The 20,721-nt window shown below is 66.9% G+C and carries 21 protein-coding genes; 12 read left to right on the top strand and 9 right to left on the bottom strand.

Annotated elements, in window-relative coordinates; all coding sequences use genetic code 11:
* Positions 1–120: 120 nt before the first annotated feature.
* Entirely contained in the window at positions 121–1,329 is a 1,209-nt protein-coding gene (locus tag QX051_RS26480; protein WP_315740397.1) for a penicillin-binding protein activator, read from the top strand.
* Positions 1,330–1,342: 13 nt separating this feature from the next.
* Here the strand turns inward: QX051_RS26480 and hemW are convergent, their stop codons facing one another.
* Genes hemW through rph form a run of 3 tightly spaced genes read right to left on the bottom strand, consistent with a single transcriptional unit; the run spans position 1,343 to position 3,841 of the window.
* The gene (gene hemW, locus QX051_RS26475) at positions 1,343–2,500 is read right to left on the bottom strand and encodes a radical SAM family heme chaperone HemW (RefSeq protein ID WP_315778147.1); all 1,158 of its coding nucleotides are present in this window, start codon (positions 2,498–2,500) and stop codon (positions 1,343–1,345) included.
* Entirely contained in the window at positions 2,487–3,131 is a 645-nt protein-coding gene (rdgB, locus tag QX051_RS26470) for an RdgB/HAM1 family non-canonical purine NTP pyrophosphatase (protein ID WP_315778146.1), read from the bottom strand. The genes hemW and rdgB overlap by 14 nt, the downstream gene beginning before the upstream one ends.
* Complete coding sequence (rph, locus tag QX051_RS26465; protein ID WP_315740394.1) at positions 3,128–3,841, bottom strand: ribonuclease PH; 714 nt, start codon at positions 3,839–3,841, stop codon at positions 3,128–3,130. The genes rdgB and rph overlap by 4 nt, the downstream gene beginning before the upstream one ends.
* 184 nt (positions 3,842–4,025) lie before the next feature.
* Between rph and hrcA the strand changes: the two genes are divergently transcribed.
* Together hrcA and grpE are read left to right on the top strand one after the other, a co-directional pair.
* Positions 4,026–5,114 carry a heat-inducible transcriptional repressor HrcA gene (gene hrcA, locus QX051_RS26460; RefSeq protein WP_315740393.1) on the top strand — a complete coding sequence of 363 codons (1,089 nt, stop codon included), beginning with the start codon at positions 4,026–4,028 and terminating at the stop codon, positions 5,112–5,114.
* Positions 5,115–5,246: 132 nt separating this feature from the next.
* Positions 5,247–5,867, top strand: a complete 621-nt coding sequence (gene grpE / locus QX051_RS26455; RefSeq protein WP_315740392.1) for a nucleotide exchange factor GrpE — start codon at positions 5,247–5,249, stop codon at positions 5,865–5,867.
* 164 nt (positions 5,868–6,031) lie between these two features.
* Here grpE and QX051_RS26450 read toward each other — a convergent pair whose 3' ends face one another.
* Both QX051_RS26450 and QX051_RS26445 read right to left on the bottom strand, forming a co-directional pair.
* On the bottom strand, positions 6,032–6,967 hold the full coding sequence (locus QX051_RS26450; RefSeq protein WP_315778145.1) for a hypothetical protein: 936 nt from the start codon (positions 6,965–6,967) through the stop codon (positions 6,032–6,034).
* A 208-nt stretch (positions 6,968–7,175) separates the two neighbouring features.
* The gene (locus QX051_RS26445; RefSeq protein WP_315778144.1) at positions 7,176–8,684 is read right to left on the bottom strand and encodes a hypothetical protein; all 1,509 of its coding nucleotides are present in this window, start codon (positions 8,682–8,684) and stop codon (positions 7,176–7,178) included.
* Between the two features lie 420 nt (positions 8,685–9,104).
* Here QX051_RS26445 and dnaK point away from each other — a divergent pair, with 420 nt between their 5' ends.
* The 8 genes from dnaK (at position 9,105) to QX051_RS26405 (ending at position 16,359) form a co-directional block, all read left to right on the top strand.
* Positions 9,105–11,000, top strand: a complete 1,896-nt coding sequence (gene dnaK, locus QX051_RS26440; protein ID WP_315740389.1) for a molecular chaperone DnaK — start codon at positions 9,105–9,107, stop codon at positions 10,998–11,000.
* Between the two features lie 144 nt (positions 11,001–11,144).
* Positions 11,145–12,275 carry a molecular chaperone DnaJ gene (gene dnaJ / locus QX051_RS26435; protein WP_315740388.1) on the top strand — a complete coding sequence of 377 codons (1,131 nt, stop codon included), beginning with the start codon at positions 11,145–11,147 and terminating at the stop codon, positions 12,273–12,275.
* Positions 12,276–12,511: 236 nt separating this feature from the next.
* Positions 12,512–13,114 carry a class I SAM-dependent methyltransferase gene (locus tag QX051_RS26430; protein ID WP_315740387.1) on the top strand — a complete coding sequence of 201 codons (603 nt, stop codon included), beginning with the start codon at positions 12,512–12,514 and terminating at the stop codon, positions 13,112–13,114.
* A 45-nt stretch (positions 13,115–13,159) separates the two neighbouring features.
* Entirely contained in the window at positions 13,160–13,738 is a 579-nt protein-coding gene (locus tag QX051_RS26425) for an NAD(P)H-dependent oxidoreductase (protein ID WP_315778212.1), read from the top strand.
* A 6-nt stretch (positions 13,739–13,744) separates the two neighbouring features.
* The gene (gene pyrF / locus QX051_RS26420; protein WP_315778143.1) at positions 13,745–14,476 is read left to right on the top strand and encodes an orotidine-5'-phosphate decarboxylase; all 732 of its coding nucleotides are present in this window, start codon (positions 13,745–13,747) and stop codon (positions 14,474–14,476) included.
* 32 nt (positions 14,477–14,508) lie between these two features.
* The gene (locus tag QX051_RS26415) at positions 14,509–14,811 is read left to right on the top strand and encodes a DUF1330 domain-containing protein (RefSeq protein ID WP_315759109.1); all 303 of its coding nucleotides are present in this window, start codon (positions 14,509–14,511) and stop codon (positions 14,809–14,811) included.
* 81 nt (positions 14,812–14,892) lie between these two features.
* The gene (gene dapB, locus QX051_RS26410; RefSeq protein ID WP_315778142.1) at positions 14,893–15,711 is read left to right on the top strand and encodes a 4-hydroxy-tetrahydrodipicolinate reductase; all 819 of its coding nucleotides are present in this window, start codon (positions 14,893–14,895) and stop codon (positions 15,709–15,711) included.
* Positions 15,712–15,735: 24 nt separating this feature from the next.
* Positions 15,736–16,359: a 2,3-bisphosphoglycerate-dependent phosphoglycerate mutase gene (locus QX051_RS26405; RefSeq protein ID WP_315778141.1), complete on the top strand. Its 624-nt coding sequence runs from the start codon at positions 15,736–15,738 to the stop codon at positions 16,357–16,359.
* Positions 16,360–16,663: 304 nt separating this feature from the next.
* On the opposite strand, the gene QX051_RS26400 is transcribed toward QX051_RS26405, so the two are convergent.
* The 4 genes from QX051_RS26400 to QX051_RS26385 all read right to left on the bottom strand — a co-directional run bounded on the left by QX051_RS26400 (position 16,664) and on the right by QX051_RS26385 (position 19,689).
* Positions 16,664–17,086: a hypothetical protein gene (locus QX051_RS26400; protein ID WP_315778140.1), complete on the bottom strand. Its 423-nt coding sequence runs from the start codon at positions 17,084–17,086 to the stop codon at positions 16,664–16,666.
* 443 nt (positions 17,087–17,529) lie between these two features.
* Positions 17,530–18,429 (bottom strand): bifunctional helix-turn-helix domain-containing protein/methylated-DNA--[protein]-cysteine S-methyltransferase, encoded by a 900-nt coding sequence (locus tag QX051_RS26395; RefSeq protein WP_315778139.1) that lies wholly within the window; start codon positions 18,427–18,429, stop codon positions 17,530–17,532.
* A 230-nt stretch (positions 18,430–18,659) separates the two neighbouring features.
* Complete coding sequence (locus tag QX051_RS26390; RefSeq protein WP_315770645.1) at positions 18,660–18,995, bottom strand: GIY-YIG nuclease family protein; 336 nt, start codon at positions 18,993–18,995, stop codon at positions 18,660–18,662.
* Positions 18,996–19,155: 160 nt separating this feature from the next.
* A complete protein-coding gene (locus tag QX051_RS26385) occupies positions 19,156–19,689 on the bottom strand; it encodes a DUF2244 domain-containing protein (protein ID WP_315778138.1) in 534 nt (177 codons plus the stop codon).
* Between the two features lie 22 nt (positions 19,690–19,711).
* Here QX051_RS26385 and nth point away from each other — a divergent pair, with 22 nt between their 5' ends.
* Complete coding sequence (nth, locus tag QX051_RS26380) at positions 19,712–20,548, top strand: endonuclease III (protein WP_315778137.1); 837 nt, start codon at positions 19,712–19,714, stop codon at positions 20,546–20,548.
* Positions 20,549–20,721 lie beyond the last annotated feature (173 nt).

The raw sequence follows: 20,721 nt of genomic DNA, 5'->3' as shown, positions 1-20,721 counted from the left end.
TGGCGGTGACAGCCTTTTGTTTTGCTTAACTATTCGTCGACAATATGAGTGAATCCGCACGGCTTGGCGGACGTGCGTTTGGGGAACTTCTGGCCGGTCTTGGCCGAACGAAGAGATGCCATGGTGGGCCCGCGTCATCCCAACTCTCTCGGTCCGGGACCCCATGGGGTCGCCCGGCGAACGGCGCTGGGCCTGATCGTCGGCGCGCCGCTGCTGTCGGCGTGCTCCAACGTCCAGCAGGGCTTCAATCCGTTCGAGCAGCCGACGGCGCCGGCGGGACCGCCGCAGCAGCCGGCGGTTGCCGGTAACGGCCAGGTCAAGGTCGGGCTGATTCTGCCGCTGTCGGCGTCGGGCAATGCCGGCGTGGCTGCGCAATCGATGAAGAACGCGGCCGAGATGGCGCTCGCCGAGTTTCAGAACCCCAACATCCAGCTCCTGATCAAGGACGACGCCGGCAGCCCGCAAGGGGCGCAGCAGGGCGCGCAACAGGCCTGCGACGAAGGCGCCGAGATCATTCTCGGTCCGCTGTTCGCGGGCTCGGTACCGGCGACCGCCCAGGTGGCGCGCGCGCGCAACATCTCGGTCATCGCCTTCTCGACCGATTCGAGCGTGGCGGGGCGCGGCGTCTATCTGCTCAGCTTCCTGCCGGAGTCCGACGCCAGCCGCATCGTCGAATATTCCGCCAGCGTCGGCAAACGCTCGTTCGCGGCGCTGCTGCCCGACAATGCCTATGGAACCGTCGTCGAGGGTGCGTTCAAGACCGCGGTCAGCCGCCGCGGCGGACGCATCGTTGCGTTCGAGAAATATTCCAGCGACCGCGCCGGGCCTGCGCGCACGGTGGCGCAGGCGCTCGGCGGTGCCGATGCGCTGCTGCTTGCCGACGACGGCGAATCGGTCGCGGCGACGGCCGATGCGCTGACCGCTGCCGGCGCCAATCTGCGCAACATTCAGTTGCTCGGCACGGGGCTGTGGGACAATCCGCGCGTTTATGCCAGCGCCAGCCTGCAGGGTGGCCTCTATGCTGCGCCGGATCCCTCCGGCTTCCGCGCCTTCGCCGGTCGCTACCGGACGCGGTTCGGTGGCGATCCCGTGCGCACGGCAACCCTCGCCTACGACGCGGTGGCGCTCGTGGCCGCGTTGGCGCGCACCCAGGGCAACCAGCGCTTCGCGCCCGATGTCCTGACCAATGCATCGGGCTTTGCCGGCATCGATGGGCTGTTCCGGTTCCGCAGCGACGGCACCAATGAGCGCGGGCTTGCCGTGATGCGCGTCGGTTCGGGTGGCGGACAAACGGTCGCCGGCGCGCCGAAGAGCTTCAGCGCGACGTGAGTCGCAGCATCCTTCAGGCGGCGAGATCGGCGACGACCGCGTCGAGCACCGGAAAGCCATCCTGAGTCACGCGCAGCCGTCCATCCGGATCGACCGCGATGGCGCCCTCCTCGCGCAGCAGCGCGATGCGGCGCGGATCGAGCGCACGGCCGGAGATCGCGGCATACCGCCTGGGGTCGATGCCTTCGGCCAAACGCAGCCCCATCAGCAGGAATTCGTCGGCGCGCTCCTCGCGGTTGAGCTCGTCGTCGGTCATCACACCATGACCGTTGGACTCCACCCGCATCAGCCAGGCCTCCGGCCGCTTGTCGGTCGCGGTCGCATGCCTGATGCCGCCGATGTCGAGACGACCATGGGCGCCGGGGCCGATGCCGGCATATTCGTGGCCGCGCCAATAGATCAGATTGTGCCGGCACTCCGCGCCCGGGCGGGCATGATTGGAGATCTCATAGGCCGGCAGTCCGTGACGGCCACAGATCTCCTGCGTGACGTCGTATAAGGTCCGGGCCAGGCCTTCATCCGGCGTCTTCAGCTTGCCTGCGGCGTGCAGGCCGAAGAACGGCGTGCCTTCCTCGATCGTCAGTTGATACAGCGACAGGTGCTCAGCCGCCTCACCGATCGCGCGCGTCAGCTCCTCGGTCCACATCGCCGGCGTCTGGTCGGGCCGGGCGTAGATCAGATCGAACGAATAACGCTCGAACGCATTGCGCGCGATGGCCACCGCCTTCATCGCCTCCTCGGCGGTGTGCAGGCGTCCCAGCATCTTGAGCGACGCATCGTCCATCGCCTGGACGCCGAGCGAGACCCGGTTGACGCCGGCGGCGCGATAGCCGGCAAAGCGTGTCGCCTCGACGCTGGTCGGATTGGCTTCGAGCGACACCTCGACATTGCCAGCGACGTGCCAGTGCTTGCCGATCGCGTCGAGAATGGCGCCGACCGTCTGCGGCTGCATCAGCGACGGCGTGCCGCCGCCGAGAAAAATCGACGTGACGGTGCGCGGCCCGATGCGGGCGGCCGTGGTCGCGATCTCCTGCGCAAAGGCGCGGGCGAAGCGGTCCTGATCGATGGCGGCATGCCGGACATGGCTGTTGAAGTCGCAATACGGACATTTCGACAGGCAGAACGGCCAGTGCACATAGACGCCGAACGCTTCGCTGTCAGCGCTGGTCAAGGCAGATCTCCGCGAGCTTCACGAAGGCGCGCGCCCGGTGCGACAGGCCGAGCCCGAGCGGCGGCAGGCCATGCTTCTCGATGCTGGTCATCTCGCCGAAGGTCCGGTCGTGCCCCTCGGGCAGGAACATCGGGTCGTAGCCGAAGCCGGCCGTGCCGCGCGGCGGCCAGACCAGGGTGCCGTCGACCCGCGCCTCGACCTCCTCGACATGACCGTCCGGCCACGCCACGCACAGCGCCGAGACGAAATGCGCGGTGCGCTTGTCGGCACTCCTCGCGTCCCGCTCCTGCAGCAGGCGCTCGATGCGCGTCATCGCGCCGGTGAAATCCTTGTCCGGTCCGGCCCAGCGCGCCGAATAGATCCCGGGCGCCCCATCGAGCGCATGAACCACGATGCCGGAATCGTCGGCAAAGGCAGGAAGGCGCGCGGCCTTGGCCGCGGCGACCGCCTTGATGCGGGCGTTGGCCTGGAAGGTCTCGCCGGTCTCGTCCGGCTCGTCCAGGCCGAGATCGCCGGCCGACACCGCCTCGACGCCATGGGGAGCGAGCAGCTCGCGCATCTCGGCAAGCTTGCCGGGATTGTGGGTCGCGATGACGAGGCGCCCGGTGAGCTTGCGATGACCGCTACTCACGCGACCGCCATCTTCTGCAGGTCGACCAGTCGCGCCACGCCCTTGCGGGCCAGTGCCATCAGCGCCAGGAGCTCGGCCTCGGTGAACGGCGTCTTCTCCGCCGTGCCCTGCACCTCGATGATGCGGCCGTCGCCGGTCATGACGAAATTGGCGTCGGTCTCCGCCTCGGAATCCTCGGCGTAGTCGAGATCCAGCACCGGCGTGCCGTTGTAGATGCCGCAGGAGATCGCGGCGACGTTGGTGCGCAGCACCTCGGTCTTGATCATGTTGCGCGACTTCATCCACTTGATGCAGTCGGCCAGCGCCACCCAGGCGCCGGTGATCGACGCCGTGCGCGTGCCGCCGTCGGCCTGCAGCACGTCGCAATCGACCGTGATCTGGCGCTCGCCGAGCGCTTCCAGGTCGATCGCGGTGCGCAGCGAGCGGCCGATCAGACGCTGGATCTCGACGGTGCGACCGGTCTGCTTGCCGGCGGAGGCCTCGCGCCGGGTCCGTTCCAGCGTGGCGCGCGGCAGCATGCCGTATTCGGCCGTGATCCAGCCGCGCCCCTGGCCCTTGAGCCAGGGCGGCAGCCGGTCTTCCAGCGTGGCGGTGACCAGCACATGGGTGTCGCCGAACTTCACCAGGCAGGAGCCCTCGGCGTATTTGACGACGCCGCGTTCCAGGCTCACGGCCCGCAGTTCATCCGGTGCACGGCGGCTCGGCCGCATGATTCTCTCCGTGAAAGCGCGCGAAAGACCGACTTTGACCGGCCTTGTAGGAGCCGCGACCGGCAGCGGCAAGGGCTTATCAAGGGTTTATCATGGCCTCGTCGCGCCCGAGAGCGCGCGACGACCGGCTTGCCACCGAGCCGCCGCATGGACACATTATAGGCAGCTGCGAGGAGAGCATCTGGTGGCCCACCACGATCCGATCAACCTGATGACACCGCCGGCCGGTCTGGCGCAGCTCAACGAGCGCTCGCGCGAGATCTTCCGGCAGATCGTCGAAAGTTATCTGGCGACCGGCGAGCCGGTCGGCTCGCGCAACATTTCGCGGCTGATCGCGGTTCCGCTGTCGCCGGCCTCGGTGCGCAACGTCATGGCCGATCTCGAGCAGCTCGGCCTGATCTACGCGCCGCACACCTCGGCCGGCCGGCTGCCGACCGAGGCCGGCCTGCGTTTCTTCGTGGACGCCCTGATGCAGGTCGGCGACATGACCGAGGCTGAGCAGCAATCGATCCAGAGCCAGCTCGCCGCGGTCGGGCGGGCGCAATCGGTCGAGGCCGCTCTGGACGAGGCGCTGACCCGGCTGTCGGGTCTGACCCGTGCCGCTGCCGTGGTGCTGACCGCAAAATCCAACACTCGGCTGAAGCACATCGAGTTCGTGCGGCTCGAGCCCGAGCGTGCGCTGGTCGTGCTGGTGGGCGAGGACGGGCAGGTCGAGAACCGGGTTCTGGTTCTGCCGCCGGGCGTGCCGTCCTCGGCGCTGACCGAGGCGTCGAATTTCCTCAATGCCCGCATCAGAGGCCGGACGCTGGCGGAAGCACGGCTCGAGCTCGAGACGGCGCTGGCGCATGATCGCGCCGAGCTCGACCTGCTGACGCAGAAGGTGATCGCCGCCGGTGTCGCGAGCTGGTCCGGAGGGGACAGCGACGAGCGGCAGCTCATCGTGCGCGGCCACGCCAACCTGCTCGAGGACCTGCATGCGCTCGAAGATCTCGAGCGCGTGCGGCGGCTGTTCGACGATCTCGAGACCAAGCGCGGCGTCGTCGATCTGCTTGGACGGGCAGAGAGCGCGGAAGGTGTCCGCATCTTCATCGGCTCGGAGAACAAGCTGTTCTCGCTGTCGGGCTCGTCGACGATCGTGTCGCCCTATTCCGACGCCACGGGTCGCATCGTCGGCGTGCTCGGTGTCATCGGTCCGACCCGGCTCAACTATGCCCGGGTGATCCCGACGGTCGATTATGCCGCGCGTCTGGTCAGCCGGCTGCTGGGTGGCTGACGCGTGGCATGGTTAACCCGCGGACAGCGCCTCCGGGCGCGATGGTCAGGCTGCGCTTGATTTTCGACGCCCAAAGCACGATATCCCGCCCCATACCCCCAAAACCCGTCAGCCGAACTTGCGAGTCTGTCCATGACCGATCCCGACCTGCATAAGAATGATCCGGAAAACCCGGCGCAGGCCAGCGACCCCGTCGTCTCCAAGCCCTACATCATGCCCGACGATCCTGAGACCGGCTCGGCCGAGGCCCTTGCCAAGGAGGCGGCCGACGCGCGCGACAAGATGCTGCGCACGCTGGCGGAGATGGAGAACCTGCGCAAGCGGACGGCCCGTGAAGTCGCCGATGCACGCATGTACGGCATCACCGGCTTCGCGCGCGACGTGCTCGACATCGCCGACAATCTGCAGCGCGCGCTCGATGCCGTGCCGGCCGAGACACGCGCCAATGCCGATGCAGGCCTCAAGTCGTTGATCGAAGGCGTCGAGCTGACCGAGCGCTCGCTGCTCAACACGCTGGAGAAGAACGGCGTCAAGAAGTTCGATCCGACGGGACAGAAGTTCGACCCCAACTTCCAGCAGGCGATGTACGAGGTCCCGGATTCGTCGGTGCCGTCGGGCACCGTGGTGCAGGTCGTGCAGGCCGGCTTCATGATCGGCGAGCGCATCCTGCGTCCCGCGCTGGTCGGCGTGTCCAAGGGTGGTGCGAAGGCGGCGCCCGCGCCGAGCAACGATCAGTCGAACAGCGCCGCGTGACGGCGAGCACAGGCAGGCGTTCTCCTGCCGTCCTGTCAGTCCAACGAAGAAGCCACGGGCGTGATGCCCGTGGCTTCTTGTTTGTCGGCGCGAGTTTGTAGTTCGTGTCGCGGCAAGTGGACCGCGCGCCGATGAGACCGCGGCGTCCGGATACCGAGTTGGGCTTAGCCTCTCGGCTGGATGCCGTCGCGGACGGCGCGGAAGCGCGGGAAGGCTACCGACCACTGATCGCGCGGCGCGCTGCCGATGATCCGCAGCGTATTCGGCCCGCCGAAGCGCAGCCATTGCACCACGGTCACCGGCGTATTGTCCTTGCCGCTGGTGGCTTCGAGCCGGGTCTCGTAGGCCGGCTGGCCGTCGATGCGGATCGGCTCGGACATCGTGATGCGCGCTTCGCGGACGCCCGGAATGGTGGTGGCCGCCTGCTGGGCGACACGCGCGCGGTCGCCCGCCTCCGGGGCCACCCCGGCCACGAGCCCGATCACCACGAAGGGCGCGGCTTCGAAGCCCTTGTCCTCTTCGCCGTCGGCCAGGATCAAGGCACCCGGCCCGAGCGTGCGGATGGTCTTGAACCCGGAGAGCTCGGTCACCTTGAACGGCATCATCGCGAGCTGCTCGTCGACGGGAACGTCCTTGCGGACGACGGCGGAGGCGAACATCTGACGCACGGCATCGTCGGTGTAGATCCGGCTCGCGGTCTCCGGGATCTGCACGGCCACGTAGCCGGAGAAGCCGTTGCCGGGCAGGATCATCGAGTAGCGCCGCACCGGCGTGGCGCCATCCCGACCGTTCTCAACCGTGTAGTAGGCGGTGCCGGCGGCGGTCTCGATGCTCTCCGGCTTGACGCTGCCGGTCCCGGCGGGATTGGCGGTAAACGCATTCTTCACCTCGCCATAGGCGGCCGCCGGCAGTTCGGTCAGCAGCACCTTGACGCTCTGGTCCTCGGTTTCGAAGCCGGAAAACGTCTTGGCCTTGGCGAGCCCCACCAGCGGCGCGAGCCCGATGCGGACGCCGGGCGGAAATATGGCTTCGGCGGCCATGGCGGAGTGCAGCAGCGACATCAGCAGGGTAGCCGCGGCGAAGAATCGAACGATCATCATCAAACATTGCCTCGTTGACCGAGGCCTCGCGCCGAGGCGGTCGGGGGTCCTCGCCAGCGTGGTCTTCGGCGGCACGCTTTTAGCGGCTTTGCGCCCCCTGCAACAGGCCGGGCGCGCGGTTTTGATCGCCTGCGGCGATCAGCGCGCCCTGCGGGTCGCATTTCCCAGGTCATTTCGCCTCGAAAGGCGGGCTGATGACGGTGCCGTGCTAGCCGCGCTTCAGGATTTCGACGCCATCGACGGTCTGCACCAGCACATAGGGCGCGAGCAGAGCCCTGATCTCGGGGTCGGAACGCGCCCAGTCGCCCCAGTCGCTGTTCTGATTGTCGATCAGGACGACGTCGGGCGGTTGCCTCCGGAAGTCGGCGATGATCCCGGCGCGTTCACGTTCCACATAGGGCGCGAGCCTCTGCGCAGTTTGTGAATCGATGGTTCCGTCTTGTTGCGACCGGCGAACGATTTCCCGGACCCAGAACGCCTCCTGGCGCGAGATCCAGGTGCCATCAAGGGTCCGCACCATGGGGTGCCCGATGACCGCCGCCGCGCTGAGCACCAGCATGCTCGGGCGCGGCCCGAGCCGGGCCACCTGGGCTTCGATCTGCTGGACGTCGACACTACCATTGAACCAGAAGCAGGTCTGCACGAAGAGAACGGCGCCGGCGAGAGCGGTGGCGACACGCGGCCAGCGTCGCGCGTCGCGGCTGGCGTCGATCGCCGACACGGCAAGGCCGGCGGCAAGCAGCGCCAGCGCCACCATCGGATAGGCATGGTAGCCCCAGCCCTTTTGCTGCGCGACGAATGACACCAGGAACCCGAGTGATGCGGCCAATGTGGTGAACGATGCGGCGTCGCGCTCGTGCTGCGCGCGCTGAAGAATGAGGATGATGACTGCTGCAGCCAGCCACAGGCCCATCGGCAGGGTCACGAGGATGGTCGGCACGGGCGCCTTCAGAAGCAGATAGACGTCGCGGACCAGCGGATAGATGACCGTGAAATATTCGGGAAAGAACAGGTAGATGCACGCCGCGTTGATCAGCACCAGGGCCGCGGCGATCCAGTTCTCCAGCGCGAACAGCACGCGCCAGTCGCGCGCCTGAGCCGCGGCGGCGAGTATGCAGAAGCCGACGCTGAAGGCGAAATAAGGCTTGAAGCTCATCGTGAGGCCGGCACTGAGCCCGGCGATGAGCATGGCCGCCGGGGCCACCCGCTCGCGCCTGGCGCGCAGGATGTACACCGCGATCGCCGGCAATATCGTGATCAGGGCCAGATGTTCCCGCTGGCCGAAATCATACATCGGCGCGATCAGAAGCAGGGCGGTCGTCCACGCCGCCAGCCTGCCGTCGGCGAGGCGACGGCGCAGGGCCGATGTCCGCAGCACCAGCCATACCAGCGTCAGGGATGCCGCGGTCAGCACGAAGATCAGGATATTCGTCGCCAGCTCGGGCCTGAGATGGATCGCACGCGCCAGCGCGACGGCCAGCAGATAGACCGACCCAGCCATCGGCGGGTTGGTCTCGAGGATGTCGACGTAGAGCCGCTGTCCATCGAGCATGCGCTCGCCGACGAGGAGCCACCAGCTGACATCGACATTGAGGGGAAGGACGTACCGCAGCCACGCCGCTGCAACCACGATGGCGCAGATCAGCAGTCCCGGGAACGTGGCTTGGCCGGCTTCGCGCGCGCGCTGCGGAAAGCTCCAATCGGAGTCGATGACCATGCCTCATTCCCGTCCCAGGAGTGCGGCAGGCTAGGGCCCGTGGGTTAACAACGCATTTCGGTCATTGGGGCAGATCAGCGGTACCGGATTTGTCGCACTTGCCCGCGACCGCACCTCCTATTTCGCACGGGGCCATTCGACGTGCCGGCAGGTGGATTCGCGCAGTCGCCTCCGGTCCGAGCCGCCGTTTCGCGTCGCCGCCAATTCCGATGGGCCGCTCTGATGTCTCCATGAGGTCGTTCGGCGACGGCCGTGATTTTCGTTGGGTCGAACCCCTGGTCCGGTCCTTGCGGGCCAGTCCCCCCCTCCTATATGACGCTCATCGTCGCAATATCGCGAGCATTTGATCTGAGGGGGTTTTGGATGGGGGCGCCGTCAGGGCCCCACCCAACCTGCCGCAAAAAGAAGGAATATGAGACCATGGGAAAGGTCATCGGGATCGATCTCGGCACCACGAATTCGTGCGTGGCCGTCATGGACGGCAAATCGTCGAAAGTCATCGAGAACGCCGAGGGCATGCGCACGACGCCGTCGATCGTCGCGTTCAGTGACGATGGCGAACGCCTGGTCGGCCAGCCGGCCAAGCGCCAGGCCGTGACCAACCCCGAGCGCACCTTCTTCGCGGTCAAGCGACTGATCGGCCGCCGCTACGACGACCCGATGGTCGAGAAGGACAAGAAGCTCGTCCCCTACAAGATCGTCAAAGCCGGCAACGGCGACGCCTGGGTCGAGGCCGACGGCAAGACCTATTCGCCCTCGCAGGTCTCCGCCTTCATCCTGCAGAAGATGAAGGAGACCGCGGAAGCCCATCTCGGTCAGAAGGTCGACCAGGCCGTCATCACCGTCCCCGCCTACTTCAACGACGCCCAGCGCCAGGCCACCAAGGACGCGGGCAAGATCGCGGGCCTCGAGGTTCTGCGCATCATCAACGAGCCGACCGCGGCTGCGCTCGCCTACGGCCTCGACAAGACGAAGGCCGGCACCATCGCCGTGTACGACCTCGGCGGCGGCACCTTCGACGTCTCGATCCTGGAGATCGGCGACGGCGTGTTCGAGGTGAAGTCGACCAACGGCGACACCTTCCTCGGCGGTGAAGACTTCGACATGCGTCTGGTCAGCTACCTCGCCGACGAATTCCAGAAGGAGCAGGGCATCAACCTGCGCAACGACAAGCTGGCCCTGCAGCGCCTCAAGGAAGCTGCCGAGAAGGCCAAGATCGAGCTGTCGTCGACCACGCAGACCGAGATCAACCTGCCCTTCATCACCGCGGACCAGTCCGGTCCGAAGCATCTGACGATGAAGCTGACCCGCGCCAAGTTCGAGGCGCTGGTGGCCGACCTCGTCGAGAAGACCATCGAGCCGTGCCGCAAGGCGCTGAAGGATGCCGGCCTGACCGCCGGCGAGATCGGCGAAGTGGTGCTGGTCGGCGGCATGACCCGCATGCCGAAGATCCAGGAGATGGTGAAGCAGTTCTTCGGCAAGGAGCCGCACAAGGGCGTCAACCCCGACGAGGTGGTGGCGATCGGTGCGGCGATTCAGGCCGGCGTGCTGCAGGGCGACGTCAAGGACGTGCTGCTGCTCGACGTGACGCCGCTGTCCCTCGGCATCGAAACCTTGGGCGGCGTGTTCACCCGCATCATCGACCGCAACACCACGATCCCGACCAAGAAGAGCCAGGTGTTCTCGACCGCCGAGGACAATCAGAACGCGGTCACCATCCGGGTCTTCCAGGGTGAGCGCGAGATGGCGGCCGACAACAAGATGCTCGGTCAGTTCGACCTGATGGGCATTCCGCCGGCCCCGCGCGGCATGCCGCAGATCGAGGTGACGTTCGACATCGACGCGAACGGCATCGTCAACGTCTCGGCCAAGGACAAGGCCACCGGCAAGGAGCAGCAGATCCGCATCCAGGCCTCGGGTGGTCTGTCGGAAGCCGACATCGACAAGATGGTCAAGGACGCCGAGGCCAATGCCGCGGCGGACAAGAAGCGCCGCGAGGCGGTCGACGCCAAGAACCATGCGGACGCGCTGGTGCACTCCACCGAGAAGGCGCTGGCCGAGCATGGCTCGAAGGTCGCCGACACCGAGCGCCGCGCCATCGAGGATGCCGTCAGCGATCTCAAGGAAGCGCTGAAGGGCGACGATGCCGAGGCGATCAAGGCCAAGACCAACACGCTGGCCCAGGCGTCGATGAAGCTCGGCGAGGCCATGTACAAGCAGCAGGCCGAGACCGATGCGGCCCGCGACGCCGCCAAGGATGACGTGGTCGACGCGGAGTTCACCGAGGTCGACGACGACAAGAAGAAATCTGCTTAACTGAGGCAGAGGTAGTGACCATGACCCCCATGCCAAAGAGCGCACTTTGCGGCTCGTTGGATGGGGGTCATTTTCATTGACCGGAACGCGCGCGGCGATCGCGCCAGCCGTTCCTATTGGGCGAAGTTCGGGCGGGTTTGATTGATGTCCACCAAGCGCTGCTACTACGAGACCCTGGAAGTCGAGCGCGACGCCGACGAGACCAAGCTCAAGGCCGCCTTCCGCAAGCTGGCCATGAAGTGGCATCCGGACAAGAATCCGGGCGATGCCTCCAGCGAAGTGAAATTCAAGGAAATCAACGAGGCCTACGAGGTGCTGCGCGACGCCGACAAGCGCGCCGCCTACGACCGCTATGGCCACGCCGCCTTCGAGCAGGGCGGCATGGGCGGCGCGCACGGCTTCGGCGCCGGCTTTGCCTCCTCGTTCTCTGACATCTTCGAGGACCTGTTCGGCATGGCCGGGCAGCGACGCGGCGGCACCGGGCGCGAGCGCGGCGCCGATCTGCGCTACAACATGGAAATCACCTTGGAAGAGGCGTTCCAGGGCAAGACGGCGCAGATCGAGATTCCGGTCTCGGTGACCTGCGAATCCTGCTCCGGCACCGGCGCCAAGGCCGGCACCAAGCCGAAGACCTGCTCGATGTGCGGCGGCGCCGGCCGCGTGCGGCAGGCGCAGGGCTTCTTCACCCTGGAGCGGACCTGCCCCGGCTGTCACGGCCGCGGCCAGATGATCGAGGACCCCTGTCCGTCCTGCTCCGGCTCCGGACGCGTCACCCGTGACCGCACGCTGTCCGTCAACATTCCCCAGGGCGTCGAGGACGGCACCCGCATTCGTCTTGCCGGCGAGGGCGAGGCGGGGTTGCGCGGCGGACCGCCCGGCGATCTCTACATCTTCCTGTCGCTGACCCAGCACGAGTTCTTCCAGCGCGACGGCGCCGACCTGCATTGTCGGGTGCCGATCTCGATGGTGACGGCGGCGCTTGGCGGCGAGTTCGAGGTGCCGACGATCGACAAGGGCAAGACCAAGGTGAAGATTCCCGCCGGCGCGCAGTCCGGGCGCCGGTTTCGGATCGCGGCCAAGGGCATGCCGGTGCTGCGCTCGCGCCAGACCGGCGACATGTATGTCCAGATCGTGGTCGAGACGCCGCAGAACCTGACCAAGAAGCAGCAAGAGCTGCTGGCCGAGTTCGAGAAGCTGTCCTCGGGAGCGACCCAGCCCGAGGCGGCTGGCTTCTTCACCAAGGTCAAGGATTTCTTCGGCAAGGCGGCGAGCTGAGCCGTGAGTTCAAGCAAGCACGGCCGGGTGGTTTCGCCGAATGACTTCGGGATTCATGTGTCGAGCCAATTTGCTGCTTTGCACATGCAAAAAATTATCGAATGCAACTGTAAGAGCGCGGACCCGCCAGCCTTAATCGTACGTTACGGTTCGGCTTGACCGCCCCGCCTGCGCCCTATACGTCTTTGTGACTCTTTTCTGACATCGCCGTGAAGACGGTCCCGTCTGGTACTGAGATGCCCTTGCAAACGTCCGTGCGTGCGTCGAAAAAGCCTCTCCGTCTGGACGACGAAGTGCGCTTCCTCCGCTCATGGATCGAAAAGCCGCTGCACATGGGCGCCGTCATGCCGTCGAGTCGGCTGCTGGCCCGCACGATGGCGCAGTACGTCGATCCGCACGGGACAGGCCCCGTCATCGAGCTCGGACCGGGCACCGGCGCGATCACCAATGCGCTGGTCGAACATGGGATCGATCAGAAGCGGCTGGTGCTGGTCGAGTACAATCCGAGTTTCTGCGCCCTGCTGCGCGATCGCTACCCGCAGGCCAAGGTGGTCCAGGGCGACGCCTATCGCCTTCGCGACACGCTCTGGAACGTGCTGGGCGCCCCGGCCTCCGCCGTCGTCTCCGGCCTGCCGCTCGTGACCAAGCCGATGCTGACCCGCATGAAGCTGATCCGCGATGCGTTCGCGGCGATGTCGCCGAATGCGCCGTTCGTGCAGTTCACCTATTCCGTCGTGCCGCCGATTCCGAAGTCGCTGCCCGGCGTCACCACGCAGGCGTCCGAGCGCATCTGGATGAACCTTCCGCCGGCGCGCGTCTGGGTGTATCGCAAGCCCTGACCGGCGGCCGCGATCCTTCGTGGCGGGTCGTTGACCGACCTCACGATGTCCGCGCTGAAGATCCTCATCATCCCCGGTTCGACGCGGGTCGGCTCGCACAACGCGAAGCTCGCCGCGGCAGCCGCCTATCAGTTCGTGCAGGCCGGCGCCGACGTCACACGCATCTCGCTCGCCGACTTTCCGCTGCCGATCTACGACGCCGATCTCGAGGCCCAATCGGGCATTCCACTTCACGCCGTGAATCTGACGCGCATGATCGGCGTTCATCATGCCGTGCTGCTGGTGACGCCGGAATACAACGCCTCGGTGCCGCCGCTGTTGAGCAACGCCATCACCTGGATCTCGCGCGTCGACGAGCCGCCGGGCAGCCGCGGCGCGGTGTTCCGCAGCCGGCCGTTTGCGATCGCCGCCGCCTCCGAGAACCGCTTCGGCGGCGTGCGTGCACTCTCGGCGTTGCGGCTGATGCTGACTGCCTGCAACGCGACGGTGATCCCGGGCCAGCTTGCGCTGGCCTGCGCCGACAAGGCCTACAACGACATGGACCGGCTCAAACTGCCCGCCGACATCACGGCGCTCGACGCCCTGGTGCGGGAGCTGATCGTTGTCGCGCAACATACGATGTGAGGTGACATGCCGACCGAGATTGCTCCCCGCGACCGCCTGATCGTGGCGCTCGATTTGCCGAGCGTGGCGGATGCCGAAGCCATGATCATCAGGCTCGGCGACGCCGTGACATTCTACAAGATCGGCATGGAGCTGACCTATGCCGGCGGCCTCGGCCTCGCCGAACGGCTTGCGGCCGAGGGCAAGCACGTGTTCATGGACCTCAAGCTGCACGACATCCCGACCACCGTCGAGCGCGCCACCCGCCAGATCGCCAGGCTCGGCGCCCGCTTCCTCACCGTGCACGGCTTCTCCCAGAGCATGAAGGCCGCGCTCGCCGGCGCCGCCGGCTCCAGCCTCGAGCTGCTCGCCGTCACCGTCATGACCTCCTATGACGATGCCGACCTCGCCGCCGCCGGCTACGCCATGGGCGTCAGGGAGCTCGTCGCCCGGCGGGCCGTGCAGGCCAACGAGATCGGCATCCACGGCCTGATCCTGTCGCCCGAGGAGACCGAGCTGGTCCGGCCGCTGGTCGGCCCCGACATGCAGCTCGTCACCCCCGGGATCCGGCCGGCGGGATCGGACGTTGGCGACCAGAAGCGCATCATGACCCCGGCGCTGGCGATCGCCGGCGGCGCCGACCGCCTCGTCGTCGGCCGCCCGGTCACCGCCGCCGCCGATCCGGCAGCGGCCGCCGAGAGCATTGTCGCCGACATCGCCAGCGCCGTCGCGCTGGTCGGCAAGACCAACCGAACCTGAGCAAGGCGACCGAGAGCAAGGAGACGACAGGGATGCCCAAGGCCTATTGGATCGCGCGGATCGACGTGCACAACATGGACGGCTACAAGGACTACGTCGCGCAGAACGGCGCCGTGTTCCACCAGTACGGCGCCAAATTCCTGGTCCGTGGCGGCCAGTACGAGACCAAGGAAGGCACCTCGCGCTCCCGCAACGTCGTGATCGAGTTCAAGGACTACGCCACCGCGCTGGCATGTTACAATTCTGCCGAATACCAGCGGCTGGTGGCGATGCGCGCGCCGCATTCGCAAGGCGACCTGGTGATCATCGAGGGCTATGACGGACCGCAGCCCTGAGTGCGGCCCGGCTGCCCGCCGGCCTCGGTTGCCGCCGCTATCAGCCCCGGCTATAGCCCTTGAAGGGGCGGAGGAGTTGACATGTCAAAGATGCGCTTGATCGTTGCCGGAGCCGGCGGCCGCATGGGCCGCGCCCTGGTGCGCGCGATCGCCGAGACCGACGGCGCCGTGCTGGCGGGCGCGCTCGAAGCTCCGGGCTCGGAGCTGATCGGCAAGGACGCCGGCGTTCTCGCCGGCCTGCCCGCCAACGGCATCACACTGTCGGGCGACCTCTGGACCATGTCCGCCGAGGCCGACGGCATCCTCGATTTCACCGTCCCGGCCGCGACCATCGCCAACGTCGCGATCGCCGCCGAGCGCGGCATGATCCACGTCGTCGGCACCACCGGCCTGTCTGCGTCCGACGACGCCGTCATCAAGAGCGTCACCAAGCGCGCCGTCGTCGTGCAGTCCGGCAATATGAGCCTCGGCGTCAACCTGCTGGCGGCGCTGGTGAAGCAGGTGGCGAAGTCGCTCGACGCCGGCTTCGACATCGAGATCCTCGAGATGCATCACAAGCACAAGGTCGACGCGCCCTCGGGCACCGCGCTGATGCTCGGCCGCGCCGCCGCCGAGGGCCGTGGCATCGCGCTCGATGAGCATTCCGCCCGCGGCCGCGACGGCATCACCGGCGAGCGCCGCAGCGGCGACATCGGCTTCGCCTCGCTGCGCGGCGGCACGGCGGCGGGCGATCACAGCGTCATCTTCGCCGGGCCTTCGGAGCGGCTGGTGCTGTCGCATCAGGCCGAGGACCGCATGATCTTCGCCCATGGCGCGCTGAAGGCGGCGCTGTGGGCGCATGGCAAGCCGCCGGGCTACTACACGATGGACGACGTGCTCGGCCTCAAGGACCTTTTCTAGTTCAACGTCGATGGAAGCGAACTGATGAGCGAACGTCTCCTGGTGCTGGTGCGCCACGGCCAGAGCGAGTGGAATCTGAAGAACCTGTTCACCGGCTGGAAGGATCCGGACCTGACCGAGCAGGGCGTGGCCGAGGCCAAGGAGGCCGGGCGCAAGCTGAAGGCGCAGGGACTGGTCTTCGACGTCGCCTTCACCTCGGTGCTGACGCGCGCCCAGCACACGCTCGATCTGATCCTGACCGAGCTCGGCCAGACCGGCCTGCCGACCAGCAAAAACCTCGCGCTCAATGAGCGCGACTATGGCGACCTCTCCGGCCTCAACAAGGACGACGCCCGCGCCAAATGGGGCGAGGAGCAGGTCCACGTCTGGCGCCGCTCCTACGACGTCCCCCCGCCCGGCGGCGAAAGCCTCAAGGATACGCTGGCCCGCGCGCTGCCCTACTACGTGCAAGAAATTCTCCCCGGCGTCCTCCGCGGCCAGCGCACCCTGGTCGCCGCCCACGGCAACTCGCTCCGCGCCCTGATCATGGTGCTGGAAAAGCTCACGCCGGAGGGCATTCTGAAGCGCGAACTGGCGACGGGCGTGCCGATCATCTACCGGCTGAATGCGGACTCCACGGTGGAGTCGAAGCTGGATCTGGCGGGCTGATCGCGCGCCCAAAGCGTTCCGTCTCCGATGCTCCCGCATCGCCTTGAGAACCATGAGGCCAAGGTCCGGGCCTCGCCCTTCGAGACGCCCGCCTGCGGCGGGCTCCTCAGGGTGAGGGGCGTTGCTCCGGAGCTCGACCCTTCCATGAGCACGCTGCTCATCGTCAATTCGCAGCTCCGACTGCGAAGCCGCCCCTCATGGTGAGGAGCGTCGCCCTTGCGACGCGTCTCGAACCATGAGGCCCGCGACGATGCGGAGGGAATCGGCCAGTGCGATCACCGGCACGCCGATCTTTCTCCCCGATTCACATCTCAAACAGCCCCGCCCACGGCTCCACGATCTCGCGGCGCATCTCGCCCGAGTCCTGCTTCAACCATGTCCCTCCGAACATCGAGAGGGCGCGGGGAATGCCGGATGCTGGCCGCACCCATGGCCCGCCTGCAGAAAAAAAGCAGGCGGCAGTCACCACAGGTCCAGCCGGAACAACCGGCATTCCCCGCGCGACGGTCTTCACGCTTATACGCAGTCTCCCTGGTGCGCCGGGCTTGTTGGCCACCATCACCACGCGGCGCGCTCTGGCGCCCTCGCGGCTTGATACCAGCATCGGGGTATCAGGACCCTGCGACTTCACGTCCGCAGCCAGCCGTTCGTCGGCGCGTCCGAAGACACGCTGCGGCAGATCGCGGCCATCGCTCCCCGCCTCGCGTGTCGTGACGATCGCGCGCAACGCCCCTCTCGTCGAGGCGGGATGGGCGGAGATAATCATAAATTCTGTAAAAGCGCAATAGGATTATTTTTATCCGAAGTTGTCGCCATGCCAGTCCGTGTTTGACCGCCCCGATTACTTTCGCCGCGTTCGCTCGGCCTTTCCGTCAGGGTGCGTTGCGAGTAGGGCCGACGTCGTATCAATGGACAGCCTCACCAACCGATGAGGTTACTAGATGCAACTCGCCCCTTGGTTAACCGCCCTGTCGACTGTCCAGAACGGTTGGTCGTTCGCCGCGTTTCTCGTCCTGCTAGCCATCTGGCTTGCATTACGTCGGACCTGACGCCGGTGGCCGCCGCGTCTTCTGACGTCAGATTCCGGGGCTCGTACGTCCGCCTTCGCTCTTCGAGCTACGGTGGACGCGGCGTGTGCCCCGGAATGACGGTGGATGTGACGCAGGAGGACTACCCCATCCCCACCTGCCCAGCCTCCCACCCAAGCATCGCCTGCTTGCGTGTCAGCCCCCAGTGATAGCCCGTCAGCGCTCCGCTCTTGCCGAGCGCGCGATGGCACGGCACGACGAACGAGATCGGGTTCTTGCCGACCGCGGCGCCCACGGCGCGCGAGGCCTTCGGGGACTCCAGTCGCGTCGCGATGTCGGAGTAGCAGACGGCGCGGCCCATGGGGATCTTGAGCAGGGTTTCCCAGACGCGGACCTCGAAGTCGGTGCCGATCAGGACGACGCGCAAGGGCTGGTCGGGCCGCCACAGGGTCTTGTCGAAGATGCGCTGGGCGAGGCCGGCGGTGCCGGGGACGTCTTCGATATAGGTGGCGCGGGGCCAGCGGCTCTTCATGTCGGCGAGCGCGGAGGCCTCCTGGCCGGGATCGGCGAAGGCGAGGCCGGCGAGGCCGCGCGGGGTGGCCATCACCAAGGCCATGCCGAACGGGCAGGGGTGGAAGCCGTAACGAAGCGTGGTGCCGGCGCCGCCGGTCTTCCATTCGCCGGGCGACATCGCCTCATGGGTGACGAACAGGTCGTGCAGGCGGCCGGGGCCCGAGAGCCCCGAGTCGAGTGCGGCGTCGAGCACGCTGGCCGAGCCCTTCAGCAGGCCCTTGGCGTGGTCGAGCGTCAGCGCCTGCATGAACGCCTTCGGCGTCAGTCCGGCCCAGCGCCGGAACAAATGATGCAGCTCGTCGGGCGTCAGGCTGGCGGCGTCGGCCATGTCCTCGATGGTCGGCTGCCGGCGCCAGTGTTCCGAGATGAAGGCGATCGCGCGGCGCACCGCGTCGTAGTCGCGCAGCGCCGCCGTCTGTTGCGGGCCCGGCTTGGCCAGGGCGGAATCGTGAATGGCGAGGGTCATCATGGGCTTGGATGTAGGGCGGCCGGGGCGGGTACTCCACCCGATTTCTGATCGGGGGGCTATGGCGAATGTGATCGGCTGGGCTGATCGTTTTCGGGCCTCATGGTTCGAGACGCGCCGCTTGGGCGGCGCTCCTCACCATGAGGGTCAAGCGCCGCAAACGGCCGCTGCACGCAAAACCACGAACACGCCGACAGCGTGTTCATGGCGAGGGAATGGACCACTGCTTCATCTTATCGCCTTGGGGTCTCTTTGCGGGCGAAGGTCTTCCCCCCGAAAGCCGTTCTGCGCGCTGAGAGAGCCTGCAGCGCATCGAGATCGCCGCGGATCAAGGCCTCTTTCTTGGCGCGACTCCATTTCTTCAGGCGGCGTTCGCTTTCGATGGCATCCGTGATCCGCTCGAACCACTGCGAGTAGAGCAGTTTGACGGGACGCCGGGTCAACGTGTACCCGCCGAAGGTCCCGTCATTATGCTGGGCGACCCTCAGCTCCAGCGATGTCCTCGTGGTTCCGACGTACAGGCGTCCGTCGGCGCAGAGCACGATGTAGAGATACGCGCCTTCGGTCATGACGATCCTCGTGCCCTGTCTCTCCTCACCCTGAGGAGCCCGCCGAAGGCGGGCGCGTCTCGAAGGGCGAGGCCCGTGCTGTGGCCTCACGGTGCGAGACCCAAGGACGGCCGCGGGGTTGCTCCTCGTTCCCCAGGGGAGTGCTGGCCGAGATAACGCCCTACAGCGGATTATACACCGGCCCGCGTTTCGCGGCCTGCAACCCCGCCGTCAGCGCCTTGGCGAAGCTGGCCTTTTCCTCCGGGCCCAGGAAGCTCGCGATCGCCACGCGCTGGCCGCGGGCGACGAGGTAGAGGCGCTCGATGCCGAACTCCTCGTGGGTTTCCTGGTCGAGCCGCACCCAGAGCGGGTTGAAGCGCCATTCCATGACGTGGCCCTTGTGGCTGACGCGGCGCAGGCGCAGCTCGGTCAGGGTGATCGAGACGTCCTCATAGGCGTTGGCGCGGCGGAAGTTGACCTTGAAGGCCCAGTAGATCGCCAGCGCATCCAGGCCGAAGAAGCCCAGCACGGGCCAGGCGCCCATCAGCAGCGAGGCGAGGCCGCCGATGAAGCTGATGGCGCAGACCACGACCATCAGCACCAGAAACCCGGTGCGGCTGAGCGAGCGATGCGGCGTCAGCCGGGCCGCGAACAGCTCGGGATCAGCGGCGTCGGTGCCGGTCTCCTGATACGCAAAAGCGTTGCCTGGCATCATGGGGCCTCAGTATACCCGGATCATGGCCAAAATCACCCGCCCCCAACGCGCCAAGCCGGCGCCGGTTCGCAGCCCCTTGAAGAAGGCCGCTCCCAAGGCCGCTCCCAAGGCAGCTCCCAAGTCAGCCCCTAAGGCCGCCTCGAAACGGTCCGCCAAGAAGGCCCCGACGGCCAAGCCGAAGAGCCCTGCCCGGTCGGTCAAGAAAGCGTTGAGCGCGGCCAGGCCCTGGACCCCGGCCGAGATCCGCGAGGCCTTCAGCCGCTTCGCACAGGCCAATCCGGAGCCGAAGGGCGAGCTCGAGCACCTCAACCCCTACACCCTGCTGGTCGCCGTGGTGCTGTCGGCGCAGGCGACCGACGCCGGCGTCAACAAGGCGACGCGGCCGCTGTTCGCCGTCGCCGACACGCCGCAAAAGATGATCGCGCTCGGCGAGGACAAGCTCCGCGACACCATCAAGACCGTCGGCCTCTACCGCACCAAGGCCAGGAACGTGATCGCGCTGTCGCAGAAGCTGATCAGCGAATTCGGCGGCGAGGTGCCGCGCACGCGCGCTGAACTGGAATCGCTGCCCGGCGCCGGCCGCAAGACCGCGAACGTCGTGCTCAACATGGCGTTCGGCGAGCACACGATGGCGGTCGACACCCATGTGTTCCGCGTCGGCAACCGCACCGGCTTGGCCCCTGGCAAGACGCCGCTGGAGGTCGAGCTCGGGTTAGAGAAGGTGATCCCGGCCGAGTTCATGCTGCACGCGCATCACTGGCTGATCCTGCACGGCCGCTACACGTGCCTGGCGCGCAAGCCGCGCTGCGAGCTGTGCCTGATCAAGGACCTCTGCCGCTGGCCCGAGAAGACCGCCTGATACGTTGTGCGTGACGAACGGTTTCGCCTGAGAACGCGTTTGACAGTCACTATTGTGTCACGGCGCGACGCCGTCTCACCATGGCCGGGCCACATCGCCGCCCGCATTGGACATAAGATGACACCCATAATCCGGGGCGATGTGAGTGGCGCGTGACGATTCCCGCGTTCTCG

This window comes from Bradyrhizobium sp. SZCCHNR1053, assembly GCF_032381235.1.
Taxonomy (GTDB): domain Bacteria; phylum Pseudomonadota; class Alphaproteobacteria; order Rhizobiales; family Xanthobacteraceae; genus Bradyrhizobium.
This window is presented reverse-complemented; position numbering and strand designations above follow the sequence as displayed.